Source organism: Hathewaya massiliensis (genome assembly GCF_902143515.1).
GTDB lineage: Bacteria > Bacillota > Clostridia > Clostridiales > Clostridiaceae > Hathewaya > Hathewaya massiliensis.
Genome location: NZ_CABFVD010000001.1, coordinates 736136 through 755904, shown reverse-complemented (window position 1 = coordinate 755904; position 19769 = coordinate 736136). Strand labels below are relative to the sequence as shown.

Annotated in this window: 19 protein-coding genes, 1 tRNA gene and 1 rRNA gene; 18 read left to right on the top strand and 3 right to left on the bottom strand. The window is 29.5% G+C overall.

Translation table 11 applies throughout. The features are described from left to right. Positions 1-30 precede the first annotated feature (30 nt). From rrf to FNZ64_RS03510, 4 genes are all read left to right on the top strand, one after another. Positions 31-147: ribosomal RNA gene (gene rrf, locus FNZ64_RS03525) — 5S ribosomal RNA — on the top strand. Between the two features lie 7 nt (positions 148-154). Next, a tRNA-Asn gene (locus FNZ64_RS03520) sits at positions 155-229 on the top strand. 310 nt (positions 230-539) lie between these two features. Then, positions 540-785: a hypothetical protein gene (locus FNZ64_RS03515; RefSeq protein WP_142413486.1), complete on the top strand. Its 246-nt coding sequence runs from the start codon at positions 540-542 to the stop codon at positions 783-785. Next, positions 739-978 carry a hypothetical protein gene (locus FNZ64_RS03510; protein ID WP_142413485.1) on the top strand — a complete coding sequence of 80 codons (240 nt, stop codon included), beginning with the start codon at positions 739-741 and terminating at the stop codon, positions 976-978. The genes FNZ64_RS03515 and FNZ64_RS03510 overlap by 47 nt, the downstream gene beginning before the upstream one ends. A 193-nt stretch (positions 979-1171) precedes the next feature. Here FNZ64_RS03510 and FNZ64_RS03500 read toward each other — a convergent pair whose 3' ends face one another. Both FNZ64_RS03500 and FNZ64_RS03495 read right to left on the bottom strand, forming a co-directional pair. After that, the gene (locus FNZ64_RS03500) at positions 1172-2683 is read right to left on the bottom strand and encodes a HAMP domain-containing sensor histidine kinase (RefSeq protein ID WP_142413484.1); all 1512 of its coding nucleotides are present in this window, start codon (positions 2681-2683) and stop codon (positions 1172-1174) included. A 41-nt stretch (positions 2684-2724) separates the two neighbouring features. Beyond that, positions 2725-3384 (bottom strand): response regulator transcription factor, encoded by a 660-nt coding sequence (locus tag FNZ64_RS03495; protein WP_142413788.1) that lies wholly within the window; start codon positions 3382-3384, stop codon positions 2725-2727. A gap of 195 nt (positions 3385-3579) precedes the next feature. Here FNZ64_RS03495 and FNZ64_RS03490 point away from each other — a divergent pair, with 195 nt between their 5' ends. From FNZ64_RS03490 to disA, 8 genes are all read left to right on the top strand, one after another. Next, positions 3580-5316, top strand: coding sequence for an ABC transporter ATP-binding protein (locus FNZ64_RS03490; protein WP_142413483.1), 1737 nt, complete (start codon positions 3580-3582; stop codon positions 5314-5316). Positions 5317-5597: 281 nt separating this feature from the next. After that, positions 5598-5822 (top strand): hypothetical protein, encoded by a 225-nt coding sequence (locus FNZ64_RS03485; protein ID WP_142413482.1) that lies wholly within the window; start codon positions 5598-5600, stop codon positions 5820-5822. A 419-nt stretch (positions 5823-6241) separates the two neighbouring features. Continuing rightward, a complete protein-coding gene (locus tag FNZ64_RS03480; RefSeq protein WP_142413481.1) occupies positions 6242-6700 on the top strand; it encodes a CtsR family transcriptional regulator in 459 nt (152 codons plus the stop codon). A gap of 36 nt (positions 6701-6736) precedes the next feature. Further along, positions 6737-7258, top strand: a complete 522-nt coding sequence (locus tag FNZ64_RS03475) for a UvrB/UvrC motif-containing protein (RefSeq protein WP_142413480.1) — start codon at positions 6737-6739, stop codon at positions 7256-7258. A gap of 12 nt (positions 7259-7270) precedes the next feature. After that, positions 7271-8287 carry a protein arginine kinase gene (locus FNZ64_RS03470; RefSeq protein ID WP_142413479.1) on the top strand — a complete coding sequence of 339 codons (1017 nt, stop codon included), beginning with the start codon at positions 7271-7273 and terminating at the stop codon, positions 8285-8287. Positions 8288-8314: 27 nt separating this feature from the next. After that, positions 8315-10756, top strand: a complete 2442-nt coding sequence (locus FNZ64_RS03465; protein WP_142413478.1) for an ATP-dependent Clp protease ATP-binding subunit — start codon at positions 8315-8317, stop codon at positions 10754-10756. Between the two features lie 345 nt (positions 10757-11101). Then, on the top strand, positions 11102-12463 hold the full coding sequence (radA, locus tag FNZ64_RS03460) for a DNA repair protein RadA (RefSeq protein WP_142413477.1): 1362 nt from the start codon (positions 11102-11104) through the stop codon (positions 12461-12463). A gap of 14 nt (positions 12464-12477) precedes the next feature. Continuing rightward, positions 12478-13542: a DNA integrity scanning diadenylate cyclase DisA gene (gene disA / locus FNZ64_RS03455; protein WP_142413476.1), complete on the top strand. Its 1065-nt coding sequence runs from the start codon at positions 12478-12480 to the stop codon at positions 13540-13542. Between the two features lie 58 nt (positions 13543-13600). On the opposite strand, the gene FNZ64_RS03450 is transcribed toward disA, so the two are convergent. Further along, positions 13601-14005: a nucleoside triphosphate pyrophosphohydrolase family protein gene (locus FNZ64_RS03450; RefSeq protein WP_142413475.1), complete on the bottom strand. Its 405-nt coding sequence runs from the start codon at positions 14003-14005 to the stop codon at positions 13601-13603. A 236-nt stretch (positions 14006-14241) separates the two neighbouring features. On the opposite strand from FNZ64_RS03450, the gene FNZ64_RS03445 reads away from it, so the two are divergent. The 6 genes from FNZ64_RS03445 (at position 14242) to FNZ64_RS03420 (ending at position 19735) form a co-directional block, all read left to right on the top strand. Beyond that, positions 14242-15336, top strand: coding sequence for a PIN/TRAM domain-containing protein (locus tag FNZ64_RS03445; protein ID WP_142413474.1), 1095 nt, complete (start codon positions 14242-14244; stop codon positions 15334-15336). Between the two features lie 51 nt (positions 15337-15387). Then, positions 15388-16785 (top strand): cysteine--tRNA ligase, encoded by a 1398-nt coding sequence (gene cysS / locus FNZ64_RS03440; RefSeq protein WP_142413473.1) that lies wholly within the window; start codon positions 15388-15390, stop codon positions 16783-16785. Positions 16786-17051: 266 nt separating this feature from the next. Continuing rightward, a complete protein-coding gene (gene rpsD, locus FNZ64_RS03435; protein WP_142413472.1) occupies positions 17052-17645 on the top strand; it encodes a 30S ribosomal protein S4 in 594 nt (197 codons plus the stop codon). Positions 17646-17872: 227 nt separating this feature from the next. Next, a complete protein-coding gene (locus FNZ64_RS03430) occupies positions 17873-18277 on the top strand; it encodes a Mini-ribonuclease 3 (protein ID WP_142413471.1) in 405 nt (134 codons plus the stop codon). 34 nt (positions 18278-18311) lie between these two features. Next, positions 18312-19229: a 23S rRNA (guanosine(2251)-2'-O)-methyltransferase RlmB gene (rlmB, locus tag FNZ64_RS03425; protein WP_142413470.1), complete on the top strand. Its 918-nt coding sequence runs from the start codon at positions 18312-18314 to the stop codon at positions 19227-19229. Further along, positions 19226-19735, top strand: a complete 510-nt coding sequence (locus FNZ64_RS03420) for an NYN domain-containing protein (protein WP_142413469.1) — start codon at positions 19226-19228, stop codon at positions 19733-19735. Before rlmB ends, FNZ64_RS03420 begins: the two co-directional genes overlap by 4 nt. The last annotated feature ends 34 nt before the right edge of the window (positions 19736-19769 follow it).

Genomic DNA, 19769 nt, shown 5'->3' with positions numbered 1-19769 from the left:
TTGTGCAATTTTGAGAGAACATCTCAATAATCTGGTGACGATAGCATAAAGGCAACACTCCTTCCCATACCGAACAGGCAAGTTAAGCTTTATAGCGCTGATGGTACTGCAGGGGAAGCCCTGTGGGAGAGTAAGACGTCGCCAGGTAATATATTCCGCAGTAGCTCAATGGTGGAGCACTCGGCTGTTAACCGATAGGTTGGAGGTTCGAATCCTCTCTGCGGAGCCATTTACATTTCGGGATTAGAATAAGGCTTAGTTTATTTAAACTAAGTTTTTTTATTTTTTGAAAATATTATTTACATAATAATACATAATAACCTCTAATATCATAACATATATAAATTCTTCACTAGACATAATAAATATAAGATTTAATTATATTTGGAGGTGATTATAATGGCTAAAAAAGATCAACAAGCATCTTGGGAGAAAAAGAGATATAAAGAGAAACCTAAAAATGAGGTTCCACCAGTACCAGAGATACAAAATAAAAATAGGAAATAGAATTAACTGTTTATATAAATGGAGGGTTATGCATGTCACAATACTCTTTAGATATATCAGGGAGAATTGATCTTAGCGATTATAGTGTTATAGATGATTATGTAAATGTTGTTGATGAAAAAGATAAAATAAAAATATCAATAGATGGATACGAGAAGAACGAAGCAGGAGTTATATGTAGTATATTGGAGAATAGAAACTTTGATATTCAATCAAAAGGTGGGGGAGCCAATGGAAGATATTACATCGAAGCAATTAAAGGAAAAGAGACTTTATAATAATGATATCTTTTTAATGAATAAGACATATGGTTCTGATAAGTTTATCCACAATTCACAGGAAAAAGGTGAAGAATTAAAAGATTTTGTGGATAACTATCCGAGTTTTTATGGAAACTGGGGAAAAAGTTCTTTTATACAAGAAAGCTTAAATGAAATTACTGATGATAAGATAAATGATCTTAAAAAATAAAACTCCTTATCCAGGGACGTAGCAGCTCTTTTCTCCCACTTTAAAGAAAAGCAGAGGGTGCAAATCTTCGATTTAGTAGGAGTCGCTTTCACAGAGTGCTATGGGAGTATTAGAGTAGATAGTCATTGTATAAAAAAGAGTGTCTATGATTAGGTATTATCCATAATAGCACTCTTTTTTATTGTATAAATTTTTAATTATCTATTTGTAAGGTGAATTTAAATTTAACACCTATATCAGAGTTTTCTAAGGAAAAATTACTATTATGAAGAGATAGTGTATTTTTAATTATTGAAAGACCAAGCCCTGTACCACCTAAATATTTATTTCTAGACTTATCGATTCTATAGAATTTTTCCCAAACTAAATTTAATTCTCCTTCAGGAATTTTATTTCCTTCATTTTCTATTTCTACTAAAACTAATTCTTGATCTTTTTCACTTAACTTACATACTCTAACAAATACTTCCCCATGTTCACTAGAATATCTTATGGCATTACTTAAAATATTATTTATAACTCCTTCTAACTTAAATTTATCTCCTAATACTAAAGTGGTCTTATCTAAGTTAAAAGATAAATTAAAGTTTTTATTTTTATAAGTATTTTCATATTTTTTTATAATTTTTATTATTAAATCATATATATCAAAGGGTTCAATGTTTAAGGTTACGTTTCCAGACTCTAACCTTGAAAGTTCTAACATATCCATTACAAGTTTATTTAATTTTTTGCTTTCATCTATTATAACCTCTAAGTAGTATTCTTTATCTTCACCTTCTACAATGCCATCTTTTAACCCTTCTGCATATCCTTCAATTAAACTTATAGGAGTTTTTAATTCGTGGGATACACCTGCTACAAAGTCTTTTCGCATATTTTCAAGCTTTCTTTCTTTTTCAATATCTTCTTTTAGTTTAATATTTGCATTTTTAAGTTCATTTAAAGTACAACCTAACTTCTCAGATAGAAAGTTTAAAGTATTTGCTAAGTCTCCAAGCTCATCTTGGGATTCTAAATTACATTTTTCAGAGAAATCTAAGTTGGACATTTTTTTAGCTGTGTTGTTCAATTGTATCAAAGGCTTTGAAACTATCTTTGAGTAAAATAATGATAAAATAAATATTAAAATTATAACTATTAAATATGCATATATATAATAAGTTTTTATAACGGAAGCTGCTTCACCAATAGGCTGAAGAGTAGAAACTACAAATATTATATCTGTTATATTACCATTAACAATTACAGGGGATACTACAACTAAGTTATCTGAATTCAATATAGGGTTTTTAAAAATAAATTGAACTGTTCGTTTGTTCATAATAACATCAAAATAACTTTTTTCATAAGAAATCCAATTTTTAATAGCCATTATTATTATTTCGTTACTCTCTAGGTTACTACTATATGGGGTTAACTGTCTAATATATTTTATAACTCCATTTTTATTTAATATAGCTATTTGGGCATTATTTTCATCTTCAAATTTGTAAGCATAATCTTGTAATTCCTTGTTAGAATGAATTTCTTTTATATAAACATCTTTAAAATCAAAAACCTTATTAGTAAGACCTTTAGTTTTTTGTTTATAATAAAACTTTTCAAAAAATAAACTTTGAGTAGCCATAAATAAGGTAACTAGTGAAATTAAAAGAATAGATGTAACTAAAAATAACTTTGATTTTACACTTTGTTTTTTCATTTTACACCTCAATTTTACACTTTAATTTGTACATTTATGTTTTACACTTCAAATTTATATCCCAATCCTCTTACAGTAGAAATCAAGTTAGATTTATGTTTTAATTTTTCCCTAAGTCTTTTAATATGTGTATCCACAGTTCGAAGGTCCCCAAAGTAATCCATTCCCCATACATTATCAAGAATCATATCTCGAGTAAGAACAAGGCCCTTATTTTTTATCATATACATTAAAAGATCAAATTCCTTTGGAGAGAGAAAAATCTCTTCATCATCAATAGTTACTTCTCTAGAGGGGGTATTTATAACAAGTCCATTAATTGAAATATTATTAGCAGTTGTCCCTATGGTTCCATTTACTCTTTTTAATAGACTTTTACATCTTGCAACTAATACCTTTGGGCTAAAGGGTTTTGTAACGTATTCATCAGCACCAAGTTTAAAACCTAAGAGCTTATCTTCATCTTCTGATTTAGCTGTTAAAAAAATAATTGGTACAGCCGATATTTCCCTAATATACTTACAAAGAGTAAAACCATCTATATGTGGCATCATTATATCTAATATAATTAAGTCAGGATTCTCTGTTTTAAAAATTTCCATAGCCTCTTTTCCATCTTCAGCCTCTATAACTTCAAAGCCTTCCTTTTTAAAATAATCTTTTAATAGTTTTCTCATTCTAAATTCATCTTCTATAATCATAATTTTTTCCACGAAGTAACACCTCCAAATGATATATTTTAAGTATATAATAAAGTTTAGAGAATAGAAAGAAAAAGAGAAAAATTACCATGACATAATTGACAGTACCAATTTATTAAACTACAATAGTATTTATTGCATTAAATAATAGATTTAAAATTTAATACGGTTATTATGAATTTAAGGGGGAAACATATGATTAAAAAATTTATTTCTTATTACAAACCACATAAAAAACTTTTCTTTTTAGATATGCTATGTGCATTTATGGTCTCAATACTAGATTTGATTTTTCCCATGATAACTAGAAATATACTACATGACACTCTTCCTAATAAAGATGTTAGGGCATTATATGTCTTTGTATTTGTCTTAATAGTAATATATATACTTAAATATCTATGTAGTTATTTTATAGAGTATTGGGGGCATATAGTAGGGGTTAGAATCCAGTACGATATGAGAAGAGATGTATTTTCTCATCTTCAAAAATTACCTTTCACATACTTTGATAACAACAAAACTGGTCATATAATGTCTAGAATAATAAACGACTTAATGGAAATTTCAGAACTTGCACATCATGGTCCAGAAGATCTATTCATTTCAATTGTTATGATAATAGGTTCATTTATTGCCCTTTGCACCATAAATGTAAAGTTAACTATAATAATTTTTGCATTCATACCACTGATTATTTGGTTTGCTATGTCTAAGAGAATAAAATTAGCAAATGCTTTTAAAGATGTAAGAGTTAAGGTTGCTGATGTAAACTCTAATCTAGAAAATAGTATATCAGGTATAAGAGTATCTAAATCTTTTAACAATGAAGAATATGAAATGGACAAGTTTAATGATGGAAATGAAAGATTTAAGGAGTCTCGTTCCTTTGCATATAAATATATGGCACAGTTTTCCTCAGGAATTAAATTATTAATGGATATGTTACAGGTTTTAGTTATAGGAGCTGGTGGGTATTTTTATTTTAAAGGAGATATAAATGTGCCAGATCTAGTTGCATATTTGCTTTATATAAATTTCTTTATGCAACCTATAAGGAGGCTTGCAGGGTTTATAGAACAGTACCAATCAGGAATGACAGGTTTTGAAAGATTTATAGAGTTAATGAATATAGAACCTGAGATAAAAGATGAAGAAGGGACTAAGGAATTAAAAAACCCTAAAGGAGATATAGTATTTAACAATGTTTCCTTTAGCTATGATGATGATAATAAATCAGTACTGGATAATATAAATTTTACAGCTAATGGAGGAAAAACCTTAGCCTTAGTAGGGCCTTCAGGAGGAGGAAAGACAACCTTGTGTCAACTAATTCCAAGGTTCTATGAAGTTACCTCTGGAGATATATCTATAGATGGAGTTAGTATTAAGGATATTACTTTAAAATCCTTAAGGGATAATATAGGATTTGTTCAGCAAGATGTATTTATATTTTCAGGAACAATAAGGGATAATATATTATATGGCAAACCTGAGGCTACTAATGAGGAGATAATAGAGGCGGCTAAAAATGCTAATATACATGAATTTATAATGTCTCTTCCTGAGGAATATGATACCTATGTGGGAGATAGAGGCGTAAAGTTGTCTGGTGGTCAGAAACAAAGAATTTCTATAGCTAGGGTATTTTTAAAAAATCCTCCAATCTTAATTTTAGATGAAGCTACATCAGCTTTAGATAATGAAACTGAACTTATGATTCAAAAATCTCTTGAAGAATTATCAAAAGGAAGAACTACCTTAGTAGTAGCACATAGATTATCTACTATAAAAAATGCTCATAAGATTATGGTCTTAGATAAAGATGGAATTGTTGAAGAAGGTAATCATGAAAATTTAGTGAAAGAAAACGGAATATATGCTAAACTATATAATGCACAGTTTAAGGGGTATATACCCGATTTTATCTAAATATAATTCGCATCAGGTGTCTTTTCTAAACTGAATATTACTAACAATAAACAGAGTTCTTAGCTTGAGAAGAAATCTTTACTCCTCTAAAGGTTAGTAACAGACTTGTAAGGGGTTTTAGTCCTTAGAATTCCTTATCCTTTGGGGGAGATAGTTATCGAATAAAAAAGTACAGAGCAAAGAAGGAAAAAAATGGTTGATGTAGAATAATAACAAAGAGAGAGTAATGTTAAAATTTTACATGCAATGTAAAATAGTAAAAATTAATATGGGGGATAAATATGATAAAGAGTAAAAACAGTTTAGAAGAACTACTAAAGGAAGTAAAGAGTTTTACATATTGTAAAGAAAGTGACGAAATTGATGTACAACTTAAAGAAGAAGATGAAGTATCTATAAGATGTAATACACCAGGATATATAGAAATAAATATGTTACAATATGATAAAGCAATTTCTTTCTTATATAAGGATAGAAAATACATAAATCAATGTGTTTTTGCCTAAGCTAAATTAATAAAAGTAGCACACTCTAATAGTAAGTGTGCTATTTTTTTATGCTTAACTACAAATATATTAGGGTAAAGGTTAGCAGTTGGAATTACCTTGAATTGAGTTATCATATATTTACCTACAAACATATTAAGGTAAAGGGCATAAGAATATAAAATGAAATATAAAGTGAATAATATTCATATAAATTTGGCATAATTTATGGGATGACTATTGGCTCTAAGACTTCTATCTTACTTAAGAAGGGAGAAAAGAGTGACTACGTACCTAGATAACAATTTTTAAGCTTTAGAGGATAACTGTTTAAAGAAAGTTAACAATAAATGCTTGAAATTTAATAATAAAAATAGTAATATAAAAATGAAAGTCAAAGAAGGTCAAAGTAAAAGTAAAAGCAAACCTAGAGGTGAGATATGGCTAGATTATCTGATATTATAGAAAATTTTATAAAAGATATGATGAAGGAATCAGAGGACTTAGAGCTAGAAATACAAAGAAATGAACTTGCAAATTATTTTAGTTGTGCACCTTCACAAATTAACTATGTACTAACCACGAGATTTACAACAGAACATGGGTATATTGTAGAAAGCAGACGTGGTGGTGGGGGATGTATTAGAATTAGGAAAGTTGAAATAACAACAGATGATTCCTATATGGATTTACTTAATGAAAAAATCGGTCATAGTATAACATATGACAATTCTATAAAAATAGTAGAAAATTTACTAGAAAATGGTATAATAACTCATAGAGAAGGAAATATAATAAAAGCAGCTTTAAATGATAGAAGTTTAAATAAAAATTACGATTACAGAAACCATGTAAGAGCAGATATTTTAAAGAGTATAATGCTCTCACTATTAATTTAATAATATTGAATTAAGATTTTGAAGGAGTGATATTTAATGATTTGTGAAAGATGTAAACAAAATCAAGCTAATGTTCATATTGCAAAAATTATTAATGGTCAAAAAGAAGAACAAAATCTTTGTGATAAATGTGCAAAAGAATTGAATATTATGGGTTTTACTAATGAATTAGAATTTGATACTCCTTTTTCTTTCCCTAGCTTATTAGGTGGAATAGTAGATTATATAAGTAAGAGTCAATTAAATGATGAAGACCACAATGAGGAGTTGGTATGTAAAAATTGTGGTACATCATATATAGAATTTAAAAATCAAGGACTTTTAGGTTGTAGTAAATGTTATGATGACTTTTCCAGTTATCTATTACCCGTAGTAAAGAGAGTTCAAGGAAATACTGAACACAGTGGCAAAATTCCAGTGTGCTCAGGTAAGGACATATACAATAAAAGGCTTATAGTTAAATTAAGAGAAGAACTACAAAGGGCAGTTAATTTAGAAGAGTATGAAAAAGCAGCTGAGTTAAGAGATAAAATAAAGGAATTAAAAAAAGAGGAATAGGAGGGTTATTTAATGAAGAATTGGATAAAATCAGAAATAGAACCTAATGAAATAGTTTTAAGTAGTAGAATTAGGTTAGCTAGAAATTTAAAAGATATACCTTTTCCTCACAAATTAGACACTTTAAAGGCTAGAGAAGTTATTGAAAATATAGAAACACACTTAAAAGAGGATAAGAATAACCTTAGTACCATAAAGCTTTGGGAAAATAACAACACAGAAAACAAATTATATTTAGAAAAACATCTAATTAGTAATAAACTTCTAGATAACAGTGAAAAAGCAGCTTTTATTGTAGATGAGGAAGAGACTGTAAGTGTTATGATCAATGAAGAAGATCATTTGAGAATACAAGCAATTACCAGTGGGTTTGACTTAAAAGATGCATATAATAGAGCAACTAGCATAGATGATTTAATTGAGAGTAAGGAAAGATATGCTTTTAATGAAAGTTTAGGATACTTGACTGCATGTCCAACTAATTGTGGAACTGGACTTAGAGCATCTGTAATGATACATCTACCAGCCCTATCAATGGAGAAAGAAATTAGTAGGGTTTTAAATTCTTTATCCCAAGTAGGTATAACTATTAGAGGATTGTATGGTGAAGGGTCTAAGGTTCAAGGAAATCTTTATCAAATATCAAACCAAATAACTTTAGGGGTTACTGAAGAAGAAGTAATTAGTAACTTAACAGCAGTGTTAGAACAAGTTAAAAACAGTGAATTTGCAACAAGGGAAAAGATAAATAAATACTATCATTATGAACTTAAAGATAAGATTTTTAGATCTTTAGGAATACTAAAATCCGCAGTAATTTTAAGTTTTGGAGAAGCATTAGAGCTTTTGTCCAATGTTAGACTTGGAATTGAACTTGGGCTTATAAAAAGTATATCTCATAGTTTTTTAAGTGAGATTTTAATAGAGAGCAGTCCTAGTTATATTTCATCGCTTTTAAGTGAAAATAATGAAAAAGCTATTAATTTAAAAAGAGCAGAATTAATTAGAAATAAGTTAAAATCCTTATAATATATAATTTTGGAGGTGTTTTCATAGATGATGTTTAGTAGATTTACGGAAAGAGCTCAAAAGGTTATAGTGAATGCTCAACAGTCAGCAGTAGAATTTAATCATGGATATGTAGGTACAGAGCATATTCTACTTGGTTTATTAAAAGAAGATGATGGCATAGCTAAATCACTTTTAAGTAATTATAAAGTTTCCTATGAAGAAGTAAAGAACATGATACTTAAGTATACTGGAATGGGAGATATACCTATAATAGGTAATGAAATAGCATTGACTCCTAGAACTAAGAGGCTTTTAGATTTGAGTTTAGTAGAAGCCTCAAACCTACAACACAACTATATATCTCCAGAGCACATACTTCTTGCATTAATAAAAGAAAGTGAAGGAGTAGCTTATACTATCTTAAGAAATTTGAACGTTAATTTTGAAAATCTAAGATCAGAAATAATAAATTCCATGCAAGGATATGGAAATTCCTCTTTAAAGTCAGAAAGAAAAAAAGGTGTACAAAAAACTCCTACCCTAGATAAGTATGGTAGGGATTTAACTGATATAGCCTTAGATGGAAAACTAGATCCTGTAATAGGAAGAGATGAGGAAACACAAAGAGTTTTGGAAATCTTATGTAGAAGAATTAAAAATAATCCTTGTTTAATAGGAGAACCTGGAGTTGGTAAAACAGCAATAGCAGAAGGCTTAGCACAAAAAATTGCTTTGGGTAATATTCCTGAAATATTAAAGAATAAAAGAGTCGTTACTCTTGATCTATCTTCTATGATTGCAGGTTCTAAATATAGAGGTGAATTTGAAGAAAGATTAAAAAAGGTAATGGAAGAAATTCGTATAGCAGGGAATGTAATTTTATTTATTGATGAAATTCATACCATAATAGGGGCAGGTGGAGCGGAAGGTGCAATTGATGCCTCTAATATTTTAAAGCCAGCCTTAGCTAGGGGTGAAATTCAATGCATAGGAGCAACTACCATAGACGAATATAGAAAGTATATAGAAAAGGATACAGCCCTAGAGAGAAGATTTCAACCAGTAACAGTAGGGGAACCTTCAAAGGAGGAGGCACTTCTAATCTTAAGAGGTTTAAGAGATAAATATGAGGCGCATCATAGAGCAAAAATAACTGATGAAGCCTTAGACGCAGCAGTTAACTTATCAGATAGATATATAACAGATAGATTTCTTCCAGATAAAGCTATAGATTTAATTGATGAAGCAGGATCTAAAGTTAGAATTCAAAATTTAACTACACCACCTAATGTGAAAAAATTAGAAAAAGAACTTGAAAAGATAAGCAAAGAAAAAGCAGATGCTGTAGCAGTTCAAGATTTTGAAAAGGCAGCTAGATTTAGAGATAAGGAAGAAGAAATAAAAAAACAACTAGTGGATATTAAAAGTAGTTGGATAAACCAAAATGAATCACAAGAACTTGTGGTAACAGAAGAGCATGTAGCAAATGTAGTTTCTAACTGGACTCATATTCCAGTACAAAAACTTACAGAAAAAGAATCAGAAAAACTTTTAAAATTAGAAGAAATACTCCATAAAAGAGTAATAGGACAAAAAGAAGCTGTAAATTCTATTTCAAGGGCAGTAAGAAGAGCAAGAGTAGGACTTAAGGACCCTAAAAGACCTATTGGATCCTTTATATTCTTAGGGCCTACTGGAGTGGGTAAGACAGAGCTTTCTAAAGCATTAGCTGAGGCTATGTTTGGTGATGAAAGTAATATGATAAGAATAGATATGTCAGAATACATGGAAAAGCATGCAGTTTCAAGATTAATTGGTTCACCTCCAGGATATGTAGGCTATGAAGAAGGAGGACAGTTAACAGAAAAAGTTAGAAGAAATCCATACTCTGTAATATTATTTGATGAAATAGAAAAAGCTCATCCAGAGGTGTTTAATATACTTCTTCAAATACTTGAAGATGGTAGATTAACTGATGGGAAAGGTAAATATGTAAACTTTAAAAATACAATTATAATAATGACATCCAATGTTGGAGCTTCAACCCTTAAAAAACAAAATGTTTTAGGATTTACTTCAAGCAATAAGGCAGAAAATGAAAAAGAATATGAAATGATGAAAGAAAATATGATGGAAGAATTAAAGAGAAACTTTAGACCAGAATTTTTAAATAGAATAGATGATATCATAGTATTTCATTCATTAGATGAAAATGATTTAGAAAAAATAGTTAAATTAATGTTGACCGCAGTTACAAAGAAATTGGAAGAAAAAGATATATACTTGCAGTTTACACCTGAGGCAGAAAAATATTTAACAAAGAAAGGTGTAGACCTAGAATATGGAGCTAGACCTCTTAGAAGAACTATAACTAAAATTGTAGAAGATAGGCTTTCAGAGGAAATTTTAAGTGGAAATGTAAAAAAAGGTGACAAGGTTATTATAGATGAAAAAGAGGATAAGTTAACATTTACAACTACAAATTAATTTTATAAGCTAACTCTATAGGTTACTTTCATAAGTTAATTTGAAATTTGGTTAATTTAAGTAACTCAGGATTTAAGTTTAAAGGAAGAATAGTCAGTTCCAGACTATTCTTTTCTTTAAATTATAAGTAAGTTGTACCCTATGACTAGTCTCTTTAATTAATAAGGGCAAATATTCCTCTGAAGCTTAGAAATTTCTTTAGATTAAGTTATGGTATATTTAGATTAAGAATGTTTTAAATGTAAATAATTATTTGTATTAAATACTAAAAATCTATAGAAATTATTACATATTAAGTATATAATTTAGTTTGGTAATAATAAAAATTACTTAGGAGAGGTATATATGCACAAGATTAAAACCAAATTTGTGTGTTCAGAATGTGGTTATGAAACTTTAAAGTGGTTAGGTAAATGTCCTGAATGTGGAAGTTGGAATACCATATTAGAAGAGAAAGTTCAAAAAGAAAGCTCAGTAAGTAGAGGAATTTCAGCCAATAAATCAGTACCTAAAAGTATAGTAAATATTAAATCAGGGGAATATGAAAGATATAATACAAGTATTAAGGAGTTAAATAGAGTTTTAGGTGGGGGATTAGTTAAAGGTTCTCTAGTCTTAATTTCAGGTGATCCTGGTATTGGCAAATCAACGCTGCTCTTGCAAACAGCTGGTAATATAGCAAAAGAATACGGAAAAGTTTTATATGTATCAGGAGAAGAGTCAGAGGAGCAGATAAAAATGCGAGCTGACAGGCTAGAGATACAGAGTGAAAACTTATATATATTATCGGAAACTAATATTGATAATATTGAATTTCAAATAGGAGAAATAGATCCTATATTTGTCATAATAGATTCTATTCAAACCTTATTTAAGGAAAGTCTAAGCTCGGCTCCAGGAAGTGTCTCACAAGTAAGAGAATGTTCAAATAATATAATGCGAATAGGAAAGAGCAAGGGAATTCCATTCTTTATAGTAGCACATGTTACTAAGCAAGGTGAACTAGCAGGACCTAGGGTACTAGAACATATGGTAGACACTGTACTTCACTTTGAAGGTGAGAGAACTCAAGAATTTAGAATACTTAGGACTATAAAAAATCGTTTTGGAACCACTAGTGAAATAGGGGTATTTGAGATGAGAGGAGAGGGATTAAAAGAGATATTAAATCCTTCTGAAGTATTTTTAGAAGATACAAGTTATTCTAAAGAAGGTTCTGCTGTTATCGGAATCATAGAAGGAAGTAGACCTGTATTAGTTGAAATGCAAGCATTGGTTAGTGAAACCAAAGCAATTATGCCTAGAAGGACAGCGGTAGGTGTTGATACCTCTAGATTAAACTTAATATTAGCTGTTCTAGAAAAGAAACTTAAAGTACCTTTTTATAATGCGGATGTTTATGTTAATGTAGTAGGGGGCTTAAGTATAGAGGGCACTTATGGTGACTTAGGGATTGCAATAGCACTTTTATCTAGTGTAAAAGATAAGCCCATATCTTTAGAAAAAGCTCTAGTAATTGGAGAGGTTGGATTAACAGGAGAAATAAGGCCTGTAGCTTATTGCGAAAAACTTGTAAATGAAGGAATAAAATTGGGATTTGTAAACTTTATAATTCCTGAAAAAAATAAGATAAATATAAAAGAACAGAAAGTAAATATTATTTATGTTAACTCTCTTAGAGAATGCATAAGAAAAGTTTTTGTATAAAAGGGTGGAGTATTGTGAGATTTAAAAAAGATAAAGAACTTATGGAAATATTAAAGTTAATGGCACCGGGGACGGAACTTAGAGAGGGATTAGAAAATATTTTAAGAGCAAAAACTGGTGGACTTATAGTTATAGGAGATGGGGAAGAAGTATTAGATATTGTAGATGGTGGTTTTAAAATTAATGCAGAGTATTCTCCAGCATATGTATATGAATTAGCCAAAATGGATGGGGCTATAGTTATTAGCAGTGATTTTAAGAAGATATTATTTGCAAATGCACAACTTATGCCAGATCAGTCTTTGCAGACGGGAGAAACAGGAACAAGGCATAGAACAGCTAAAAGAGTTGCAAAACAAACTAATGCAATTGTAATTGCTATATCTCAAAGAAGGAATATAATAAGCCTTTATAAGGGTGAATTAAAATATGTAATAAGAGATACAAGTGTCATACTTGCAAAAGCTAATCAGGCTATACAGACTTTGGAAAAGTATGTCTCTGTTTTAGATAGAATAATGAAAAATTTTAATCTACTTGAGTTTCAAGATTTAATTACATTATTTGATGTGGTTACAGCGGTTCAGAGAACAGAAATGGTAATGAGGATAGTAGAAGAAATTGAAAGATACATATACGAACTTGGAAACGAAGGAAGACTTATTTCCATGCAACTAAATGAGCTTGTGAGAAATGTAGAAGAAGAAGGTATGTTTCTTATAAGAGATTACTGTCAAAAGGATTTAGTTTATACAGATTTATATACAGAAATTCAAAGGCTTGATTCAGAGGAACTATTAAATTTAGATACCTTATCTAAAATAATGGGATATGCTGGAATACCCTTAGTGGATACTTTAATATCTCCAAGAGGATATAGAATGTTAAGTAAGATACCTAGAATACCTTCAAGCGTAATAGATAATTTAGCGAAGAACTTTAAAGAACTTAAAAATGTAATTGAAGCATCTTATGAACAACTTGATAAGGTTGAGGGAATAGGGGAAGCTAGAGCCAAAGCTATAAAGAATGGATTAAAAAGATTGAGGGAACAATTCCTTTTAGATAGACAAATATAGCACAAAAATTTTTGTGCTATATTTTATATAAAGATATTAAATTCAAATGATAAAGTCACTATCTAAGAGTATATTCCCCAAGGGTAACTATTTTATTAGATTCTTTAATAAGTACATCATAGAGATTAATATTTAATATATTGCAAAGTGCTGTTAAATAAAACATATGATTGCCAAGCTCATTTTCAACAATGTCTCTGCAGTCATCACAAATTTTTCCTTGAAGATGTGAATTTAACATATTATTTAGAGATTCCAATGTTAAATCTTCACCCTTAGGTAAGTTTATTTGTTTTTTAGCATTTATCTCTATACAACCACAATTTGTTACAGATTTACATACAGCTCTATTAACTCTAGCTTCAGATTCCTGAAGCTTTGTTAATATATCTAAAACACTTTTATGTCGTATAAGACATTCTTCTACTGAATTTTGAAATTGATCAAAAAGTATGTCTTTCAATAAATTCAACTCCCCTTATAAGCTATTGTGTGTACAAATAAATTAGGACTAAGTAAGTTGTATTTCATATATAATGATAAAACAAAAAAATAAAAAATTATAGGGGGATAAAACTTTATTGAACAAAATATTAAAAAACATAGTTTTTATTGAAATAATCATTGGATTAATATATATTTAAAATAAAGCATATTAAAAGAAAAAAATGTTAATAATCTTAAGGGAGGTGAAGCCAGTTGCTAAAAAAAATTTTGAGAATCTTATTTACATTAATAGGAGGGGCCATTGGTTACTTAATATCCTATCAGGTTTTAAGCTTAGATTTGATAGGTGGACTTAAAGCTTTGGCTTTTATTAGTAGTCATACTGTATATAAAATAATATTTATGATAATTTTATCTTTAGTATTTGCATTACTACTATTTTTATTTTCACCTGTTATTATAAATTATATTATTTCAGGTATGGAATATGTAGAGAGAAGTATTCAAAAAAGACCAGCAGGAGAGATCTTGTTTGGTACAGCAGGCGCAATCATAGGACTTATTATTTCAACTTTATTTTTAAATCAAATAAAAAATAATTCCATAATATGGACATTTTTAACTATTATTATAACTGTTATTATTGTGGTGTTTTGTACAGATATCGCCATTAGAAAAAGAGATGAAATATACAATTTTTTCATAAACTTAAAGAAAGCTAGTGGCTCAATAAAGGAGAAGAAAGCTAAGACTAGAGGAATTCCAAAGATATTAGATACTTCTGTTATAATTGATGGAAGGATTTTAGATATATGTCAAACAGGCTTTATAGAGGGGGTACTTGTGATCCCTCAATTTGTATTAGAAGAGCTAAGACACATAGCAGATTCTTCAGATGACTTAAAAAGAATAAGAGGAAGAAGAGGGCTAGACATATTAAATAAAATACAAAACGAATTAAAAATTGCAGTAGAGATTAGCGAAACTGACTTTAAAGACATTAAAGAAGTTGATAGCAAATTATTAAAACTAGCTCAAACAATAAATGGTAAAGTAATAACAAACGATTATAATTTAAATAAAGTAGCACAGTTCCAAGGAGTAGAAGTATTAAATATAAATGAACTTGCTAATTCAATAAAACCTATTGTTTTACCGGGAGAAGAAATGACTATACAGGTTGTTAAGGATGGTAAAGAATCAGGGCAAGGAATAGCATATTTAGATGATGGAACTATGATAGTAGTAGAAGGAGCTAAAAGGCATATTGGAGAAGTTATGGACGTTCAAGTAACATCAGTTCTTCAAACAGCTGCAGGTAGGATGATATTTGCTAAAAGGAAATAAGATATTTTGTTATAATATTTTTGTAATAGTTAAAGTAGAGGAGTGAGCAAGGTGAAGATATATAATACTCTTACCAGAAAAAAAGAAGAGTTTAAGCCTATTGAAGAGGGAAAGGTAAAGATGTATGTATGTGGACCTACAGTATATAATTTTTTCCATATAGGTAATGCTAGAACCTTTATAATTTTCGATACTGTAAGGAGATATCTTGAATACAAAGGTTATGAAGTAAAGTTTATTCAAAACTTCACAGACATAGATGATAAAATGATAAAAAGAGCCAATGAAGATGGAATAACAGTGAAAGAACTTGGAGAAAACTTCATAAGTGAATATTATAAAGATGCAGATGGCTTAAATATAAAAAGGGCAACAACAAATCCAAGGGCAACAGAATATATATGTGAAATTATAAGGTTTGTAGAAGAACTCATAGAAAAAGGTTATGCATATGAGATTAATGGAGATGTGTATTTTGAGACCAAGAAATTTAATGACTATGGAAAATTGTCAGGACAAAATCTTGAAGAACTCCAAGCTGGTGCTAGAATAAGTGTAGATGAAAGAAAGAAAGATCCTATGGACTTTGCAGTTTGGAAAAGTGCAAAATCAGGAGAACCTTATTGGGAGTCACCTTGGGGAAAAGGTAGGCCAGGATGGCACATTGAATGTTCATGTATGTCTCAAAAGCTTTTAGGAGAGACTATAGATATACATGGAGGAGGCATGGACCTTGCATTTCCTCATCATGAAAATGAAATGGCTCAAAGTGAGGGAAGGACAGGAAAAAGCTTCGTTAAATATTGGATGCATGCTGCATACTTAAATGTAAATAATAAAAAAATGTCTAAGTCCCTAAACAACTTCTTAACAGCAAGGGATGCACTTAAAGAATTTGATTCTGATGTTATAAGATTTTTTATGTTGCAAGCTCATTATAGAAATCAATTAAATTTTAGTAGAGAGTTATTAGAGGCAGCCAAATCTTCTGTAGATAGAATTTATAATTCAATTTCAAACTTAGAAAATCTATTAGAAGAGGCAAAGGATGAAAAGCTAAGGGAAGAAGAAAAAGAGACATTAAATAAGATAAATTCATATAAGGTAAAATTCATTGAAAAGATGGATGACGATTTCAATACTGCAGATGCTATATCCGTTATATTCGATCTTATAAAAGAAGTAAATACAAATATTAATATTAGTTCATCCAAAGAAATAATAAAAACTTCTTTAGATTTAATAAGAGAACTTGGGTCTCCTCTTGGAATACTTCAAAGATCTACTAAAGGAAGTTTAGAGGAGGAAATCGAAGGGTTAATTTTAGAGAGGGAAAATGCTAGAAAAGAAAAAAATTGGGCTTTATCTGATAAGATAAGAGATGATTTAAAAGCTAGAGGCATAGTTTTAGAAGATACTCCACAGGGAGTTAGATGGAAAAAACTATAGAATAATGAAATTTTAAAACTTCTTCATAGGTGGTTACGTAAACACCATATGAATAAAATCTCTAACAAATCCTATTTTAAATATAGAGTTTAATTAAGAAAAAGAGAGATTATATAAGAAATCAACTATATAATCTCTTTTTTTGTTGAATAAAAGATACTGAAAGTCATTTTCAATAAGTAGATTATGTGATATAATTTCTTTCGTTGGCAGAAATAATATACTATCGCGGCAAACATTATTAGAGAGTTATAAGGAGGCTAACTATGGCAAGATATACAGGGCCAAGATTTAAATTATGTAGAAGGTTAGGTGTAAATGTATATGGACATCCCAAGGCAATGAAAAGAGCTACTAAGGAAAATAGTAGAGCAGGGAAAAAGCTTTCAGATTATGGAAAGCAACTTTTAGAAAAGCAAAAAATTAAAGCCTATTACGGGGTTTTAGAAAAGCAATTTGCTATATATGTAGATAAGGCTATGAAAAGTAGAGAAGTTACTGGTGATGCTCTTCTAATATCTTTAGAGTGCAGACTAGATAATTTAGTATATAGAATAGGATTTGCTAATTCAATTAGACAAAGCAGACAAATGGTAACACATGGGCACATTCTAGTAAATGGTAAAAAGGTAGATATTCCATCTTATAATATTAAAGTTGGAGATGAGATATCTTTGAAGGAAAAGTCTAGAAAGAACCAAATGTTTTTAGATAACTTCCAAGAGTTTTCTAAATTTGCTTTGCCATATATAGATACAAACCTAGATTCTTTTTCGGGTAAACTTAATAGATTACCTGAAAGATCAGAAATACCAGTTGAAGCAAATGAACAATTAGTAGTTGAATTATATTCTAAGTAGTGCTAGCCGGTTTGATATATCTGTTAACTAATTTGTACACTGTCATAAAAAATTTACAAATACCATATAGCCATGGAAAATATTAAACTAATCTCAATCCTACACAATACCCCTCATATAAGGGGTATTTTTTATCTCTTGTAAACTTGACATAGGAATTAAAATAACATATTCTTAGAATTAAGTTTTAATTAAAAACATGCTATAATAATATAGGAGAAAAACAAATGGAATTAGATTTATTTAATATAAAACTAACTAAAAAAGAAGCTACATTCTTAAATCCATTAGTACTTGCCTATGTAGGGGATTCGGTATATGAGCTTATTATAAGAACTTATTTGGTAAAGAATAACATGGACATGAACGTACATAAACTTCATCTTAAGGGTATAGGATATGTAAAAGCCAAAGCACAGAGTGATTTCATGAAAGTCTTGTTAGATGAATTAAATGAAGAAGAATTGGCAATATTTAAAAGAGGTAGAAACACTAAATCCTATACAGTACCTAAAAATGCAGATTTAACAGATTATAAAATGGCAACAGGATTTGAGGCGCTTATAGGGTATTTGTATCTTATAGATGATATAAGTAGAATAGAAGAACTTTTAAAAAAGGTAATAGTTTAAAGAATTTTAAATAGAGTTAAAGAGGTAGGATACTATGGAAAAAAATAAAAAATATAAATCATTAAAAGAAACTAAACCTAAAACTAAAAAACACAGACCCTTAAAAGAAAATGAAACCATAAATAAAAAATATAAACCATTAAAAGAAAATGAACCTAAAAATAAAAAAAATATAATCTATAATACAAAAGATGAGGAAAAGGCACTAGATAATATAGTTGAAGGAAGAAATGCTGTCACTGAACTTTTAAAAGGTGATAAACACATAGAATATGTAATGATTTCAAAAGGAGAACTTAGTGGTTCTATTAAGAGCATAATTAAGTTAGCTAGAGAAAAAGGTATAGTTATAAAGGATGTAGACAAGAGAAAACTAGACTCTCTATCAGAGACTAAAGCTCATCAAGGAGTTATAGCAGTTACAACTCCATTTTCATATTCCACAGTAGATGAAATTATAGATTATGCAAAGAAAAAAGGTGAAGAACCTTTTATAATTATACTAGATGAAATAGAAGATCCTCATAATTTTGGCTCTATAGTTAGAACAGCAGAAGTTTGTGGGGTACACGGGATTATTATTCCTAAGAGAAGGAATGTAGGGGTTACTTCCGTGGTATATAAGACTTCAGCTGGAGCAGTAGAACATATGAAAATAGCAAAAGTAACTAATTTAAATGCATGTATAGATGAACTAAAAGATAAAGGTATTTGGGTATATGGTACAGATATGCATGGTAAAGCATATTGCCATGAAGTGGATTATACTGGTCCAGTTGCCATCATTATAGGCAGTGAAGGAAAAGGTATGGCAAAACATACTAAAGAAAAATGTGATGTATTAGTTAAAATACCTATGGTTGGGAAAGTGAATTCATTAAATGCCTCTGTAGCTGGAGGAATTGTTATGTATGAAGTGCTAAAACAAAAAGTCAGCAGTGATAAAAAGTGAAGATAATATTTGTAGATGGGTATAATGTCATAAATAGCTGGCCAGACTTAATAAAGATAAAACAACATAATTTTGAAAATGCAAGACAAAAATTAGTTGATATTCTACAAAATTATGCATCATACAAGGGATATAAGATATTTCTTGTTTTTGATGCTCACCTTGTAAAAGGTGCACTGGAACATAAAGAACGCATGGGAAATTTAATTGTGGTTTTCACTAAAAATGGAGAAACCGCAGATAGTTATATAGAAAGATCTGTAGATGGCATTGGTAGAAAAGGAGATGTTTGTGTAGTTACATCGGACTCCTTGGAACAACAATTAGTATTTCAAAGAGGCGCCACTAGGAAATCTTCTATTGAATTTTATCATGAAATAAAACAGATTGACAGTAGAATAACGAAATCTATAAAAACAAATTATGCAGAACAAAGGAATTTAATAGAAGACATAATTGATAATAACATATTGGATACTTTAGAAAAAATTAGAAAAAGCAATTAAATGTATTGACTTTAAAAAAATATATACTGTATAA

Bases quoted from the DNA above. Each gene is read 5' to 3' on its own strand.
- FNZ64_RS03515 (WP_142413486.1), top strand. From the start codon at position 540: ATGTCACAATACTCTTTAGATATATCAGGGAGAATTGATCTTAGCGAT.
- FNZ64_RS03510 (WP_142413485.1), top strand. From the start codon at position 739: ATGGAAGATATTACATCGAAGCAATTAAAGGAAAAGAGACTTTATAAT.
- FNZ64_RS03500 (WP_142413484.1), bottom strand. From the start codon at position 2,683: ATGAAAAAACAAAGTGTAAAATCAAAGTTATTTTTAGTTACATCTATT.
- FNZ64_RS03495 (WP_142413788.1), bottom strand. From the start codon at position 3,384: ATGATTATAGAAGATGAATTTAGAATGAGAAAACTATTAAAAGATTAT.
- FNZ64_RS03490 (WP_142413483.1), top strand. From the start codon at position 3,580: ATGATTAAAAAATTTATTTCTTATTACAAACCACATAAAAAACTTTTC.
- FNZ64_RS03485 (WP_142413482.1), top strand. From the start codon at position 5,598: ATGATAAAGAGTAAAAACAGTTTAGAAGAACTACTAAAGGAAGTAAAG.
- FNZ64_RS03480 (WP_142413481.1), top strand. From the start codon at position 6,242: ATGGCTAGATTATCTGATATTATAGAAAATTTTATAAAAGATATGATG.
- FNZ64_RS03475 (WP_142413480.1), top strand. From the start codon at position 6,737: ATGATTTGTGAAAGATGTAAACAAAATCAAGCTAATGTTCATATTGCA.
- FNZ64_RS03470 (WP_142413479.1), top strand. From the start codon at position 7,271: ATGAAGAATTGGATAAAATCAGAAATAGAACCTAATGAAATAGTTTTA.
- FNZ64_RS03465 (WP_142413478.1), top strand. From the start codon at position 8,315: ATGATGTTTAGTAGATTTACGGAAAGAGCTCAAAAGGTTATAGTGAAT.
- radA (WP_142413477.1), top strand. From the start codon at position 11,102: ATGCACAAGATTAAAACCAAATTTGTGTGTTCAGAATGTGGTTATGAA.
- rpsD (WP_142413472.1), top strand. From the start codon at position 17,052: ATGGCAAGATATACAGGGCCAAGATTTAAATTATGTAGAAGGTTAGGT.
- FNZ64_RS03430 (WP_142413471.1), top strand. From the start codon at position 17,873: ATGGAATTAGATTTATTTAATATAAAACTAACTAAAAAAGAAGCTACA.
- rlmB (WP_142413470.1), top strand. From the start codon at position 18,312: ATGGAAAAAAATAAAAAATATAAATCATTAAAAGAAACTAAACCTAAA.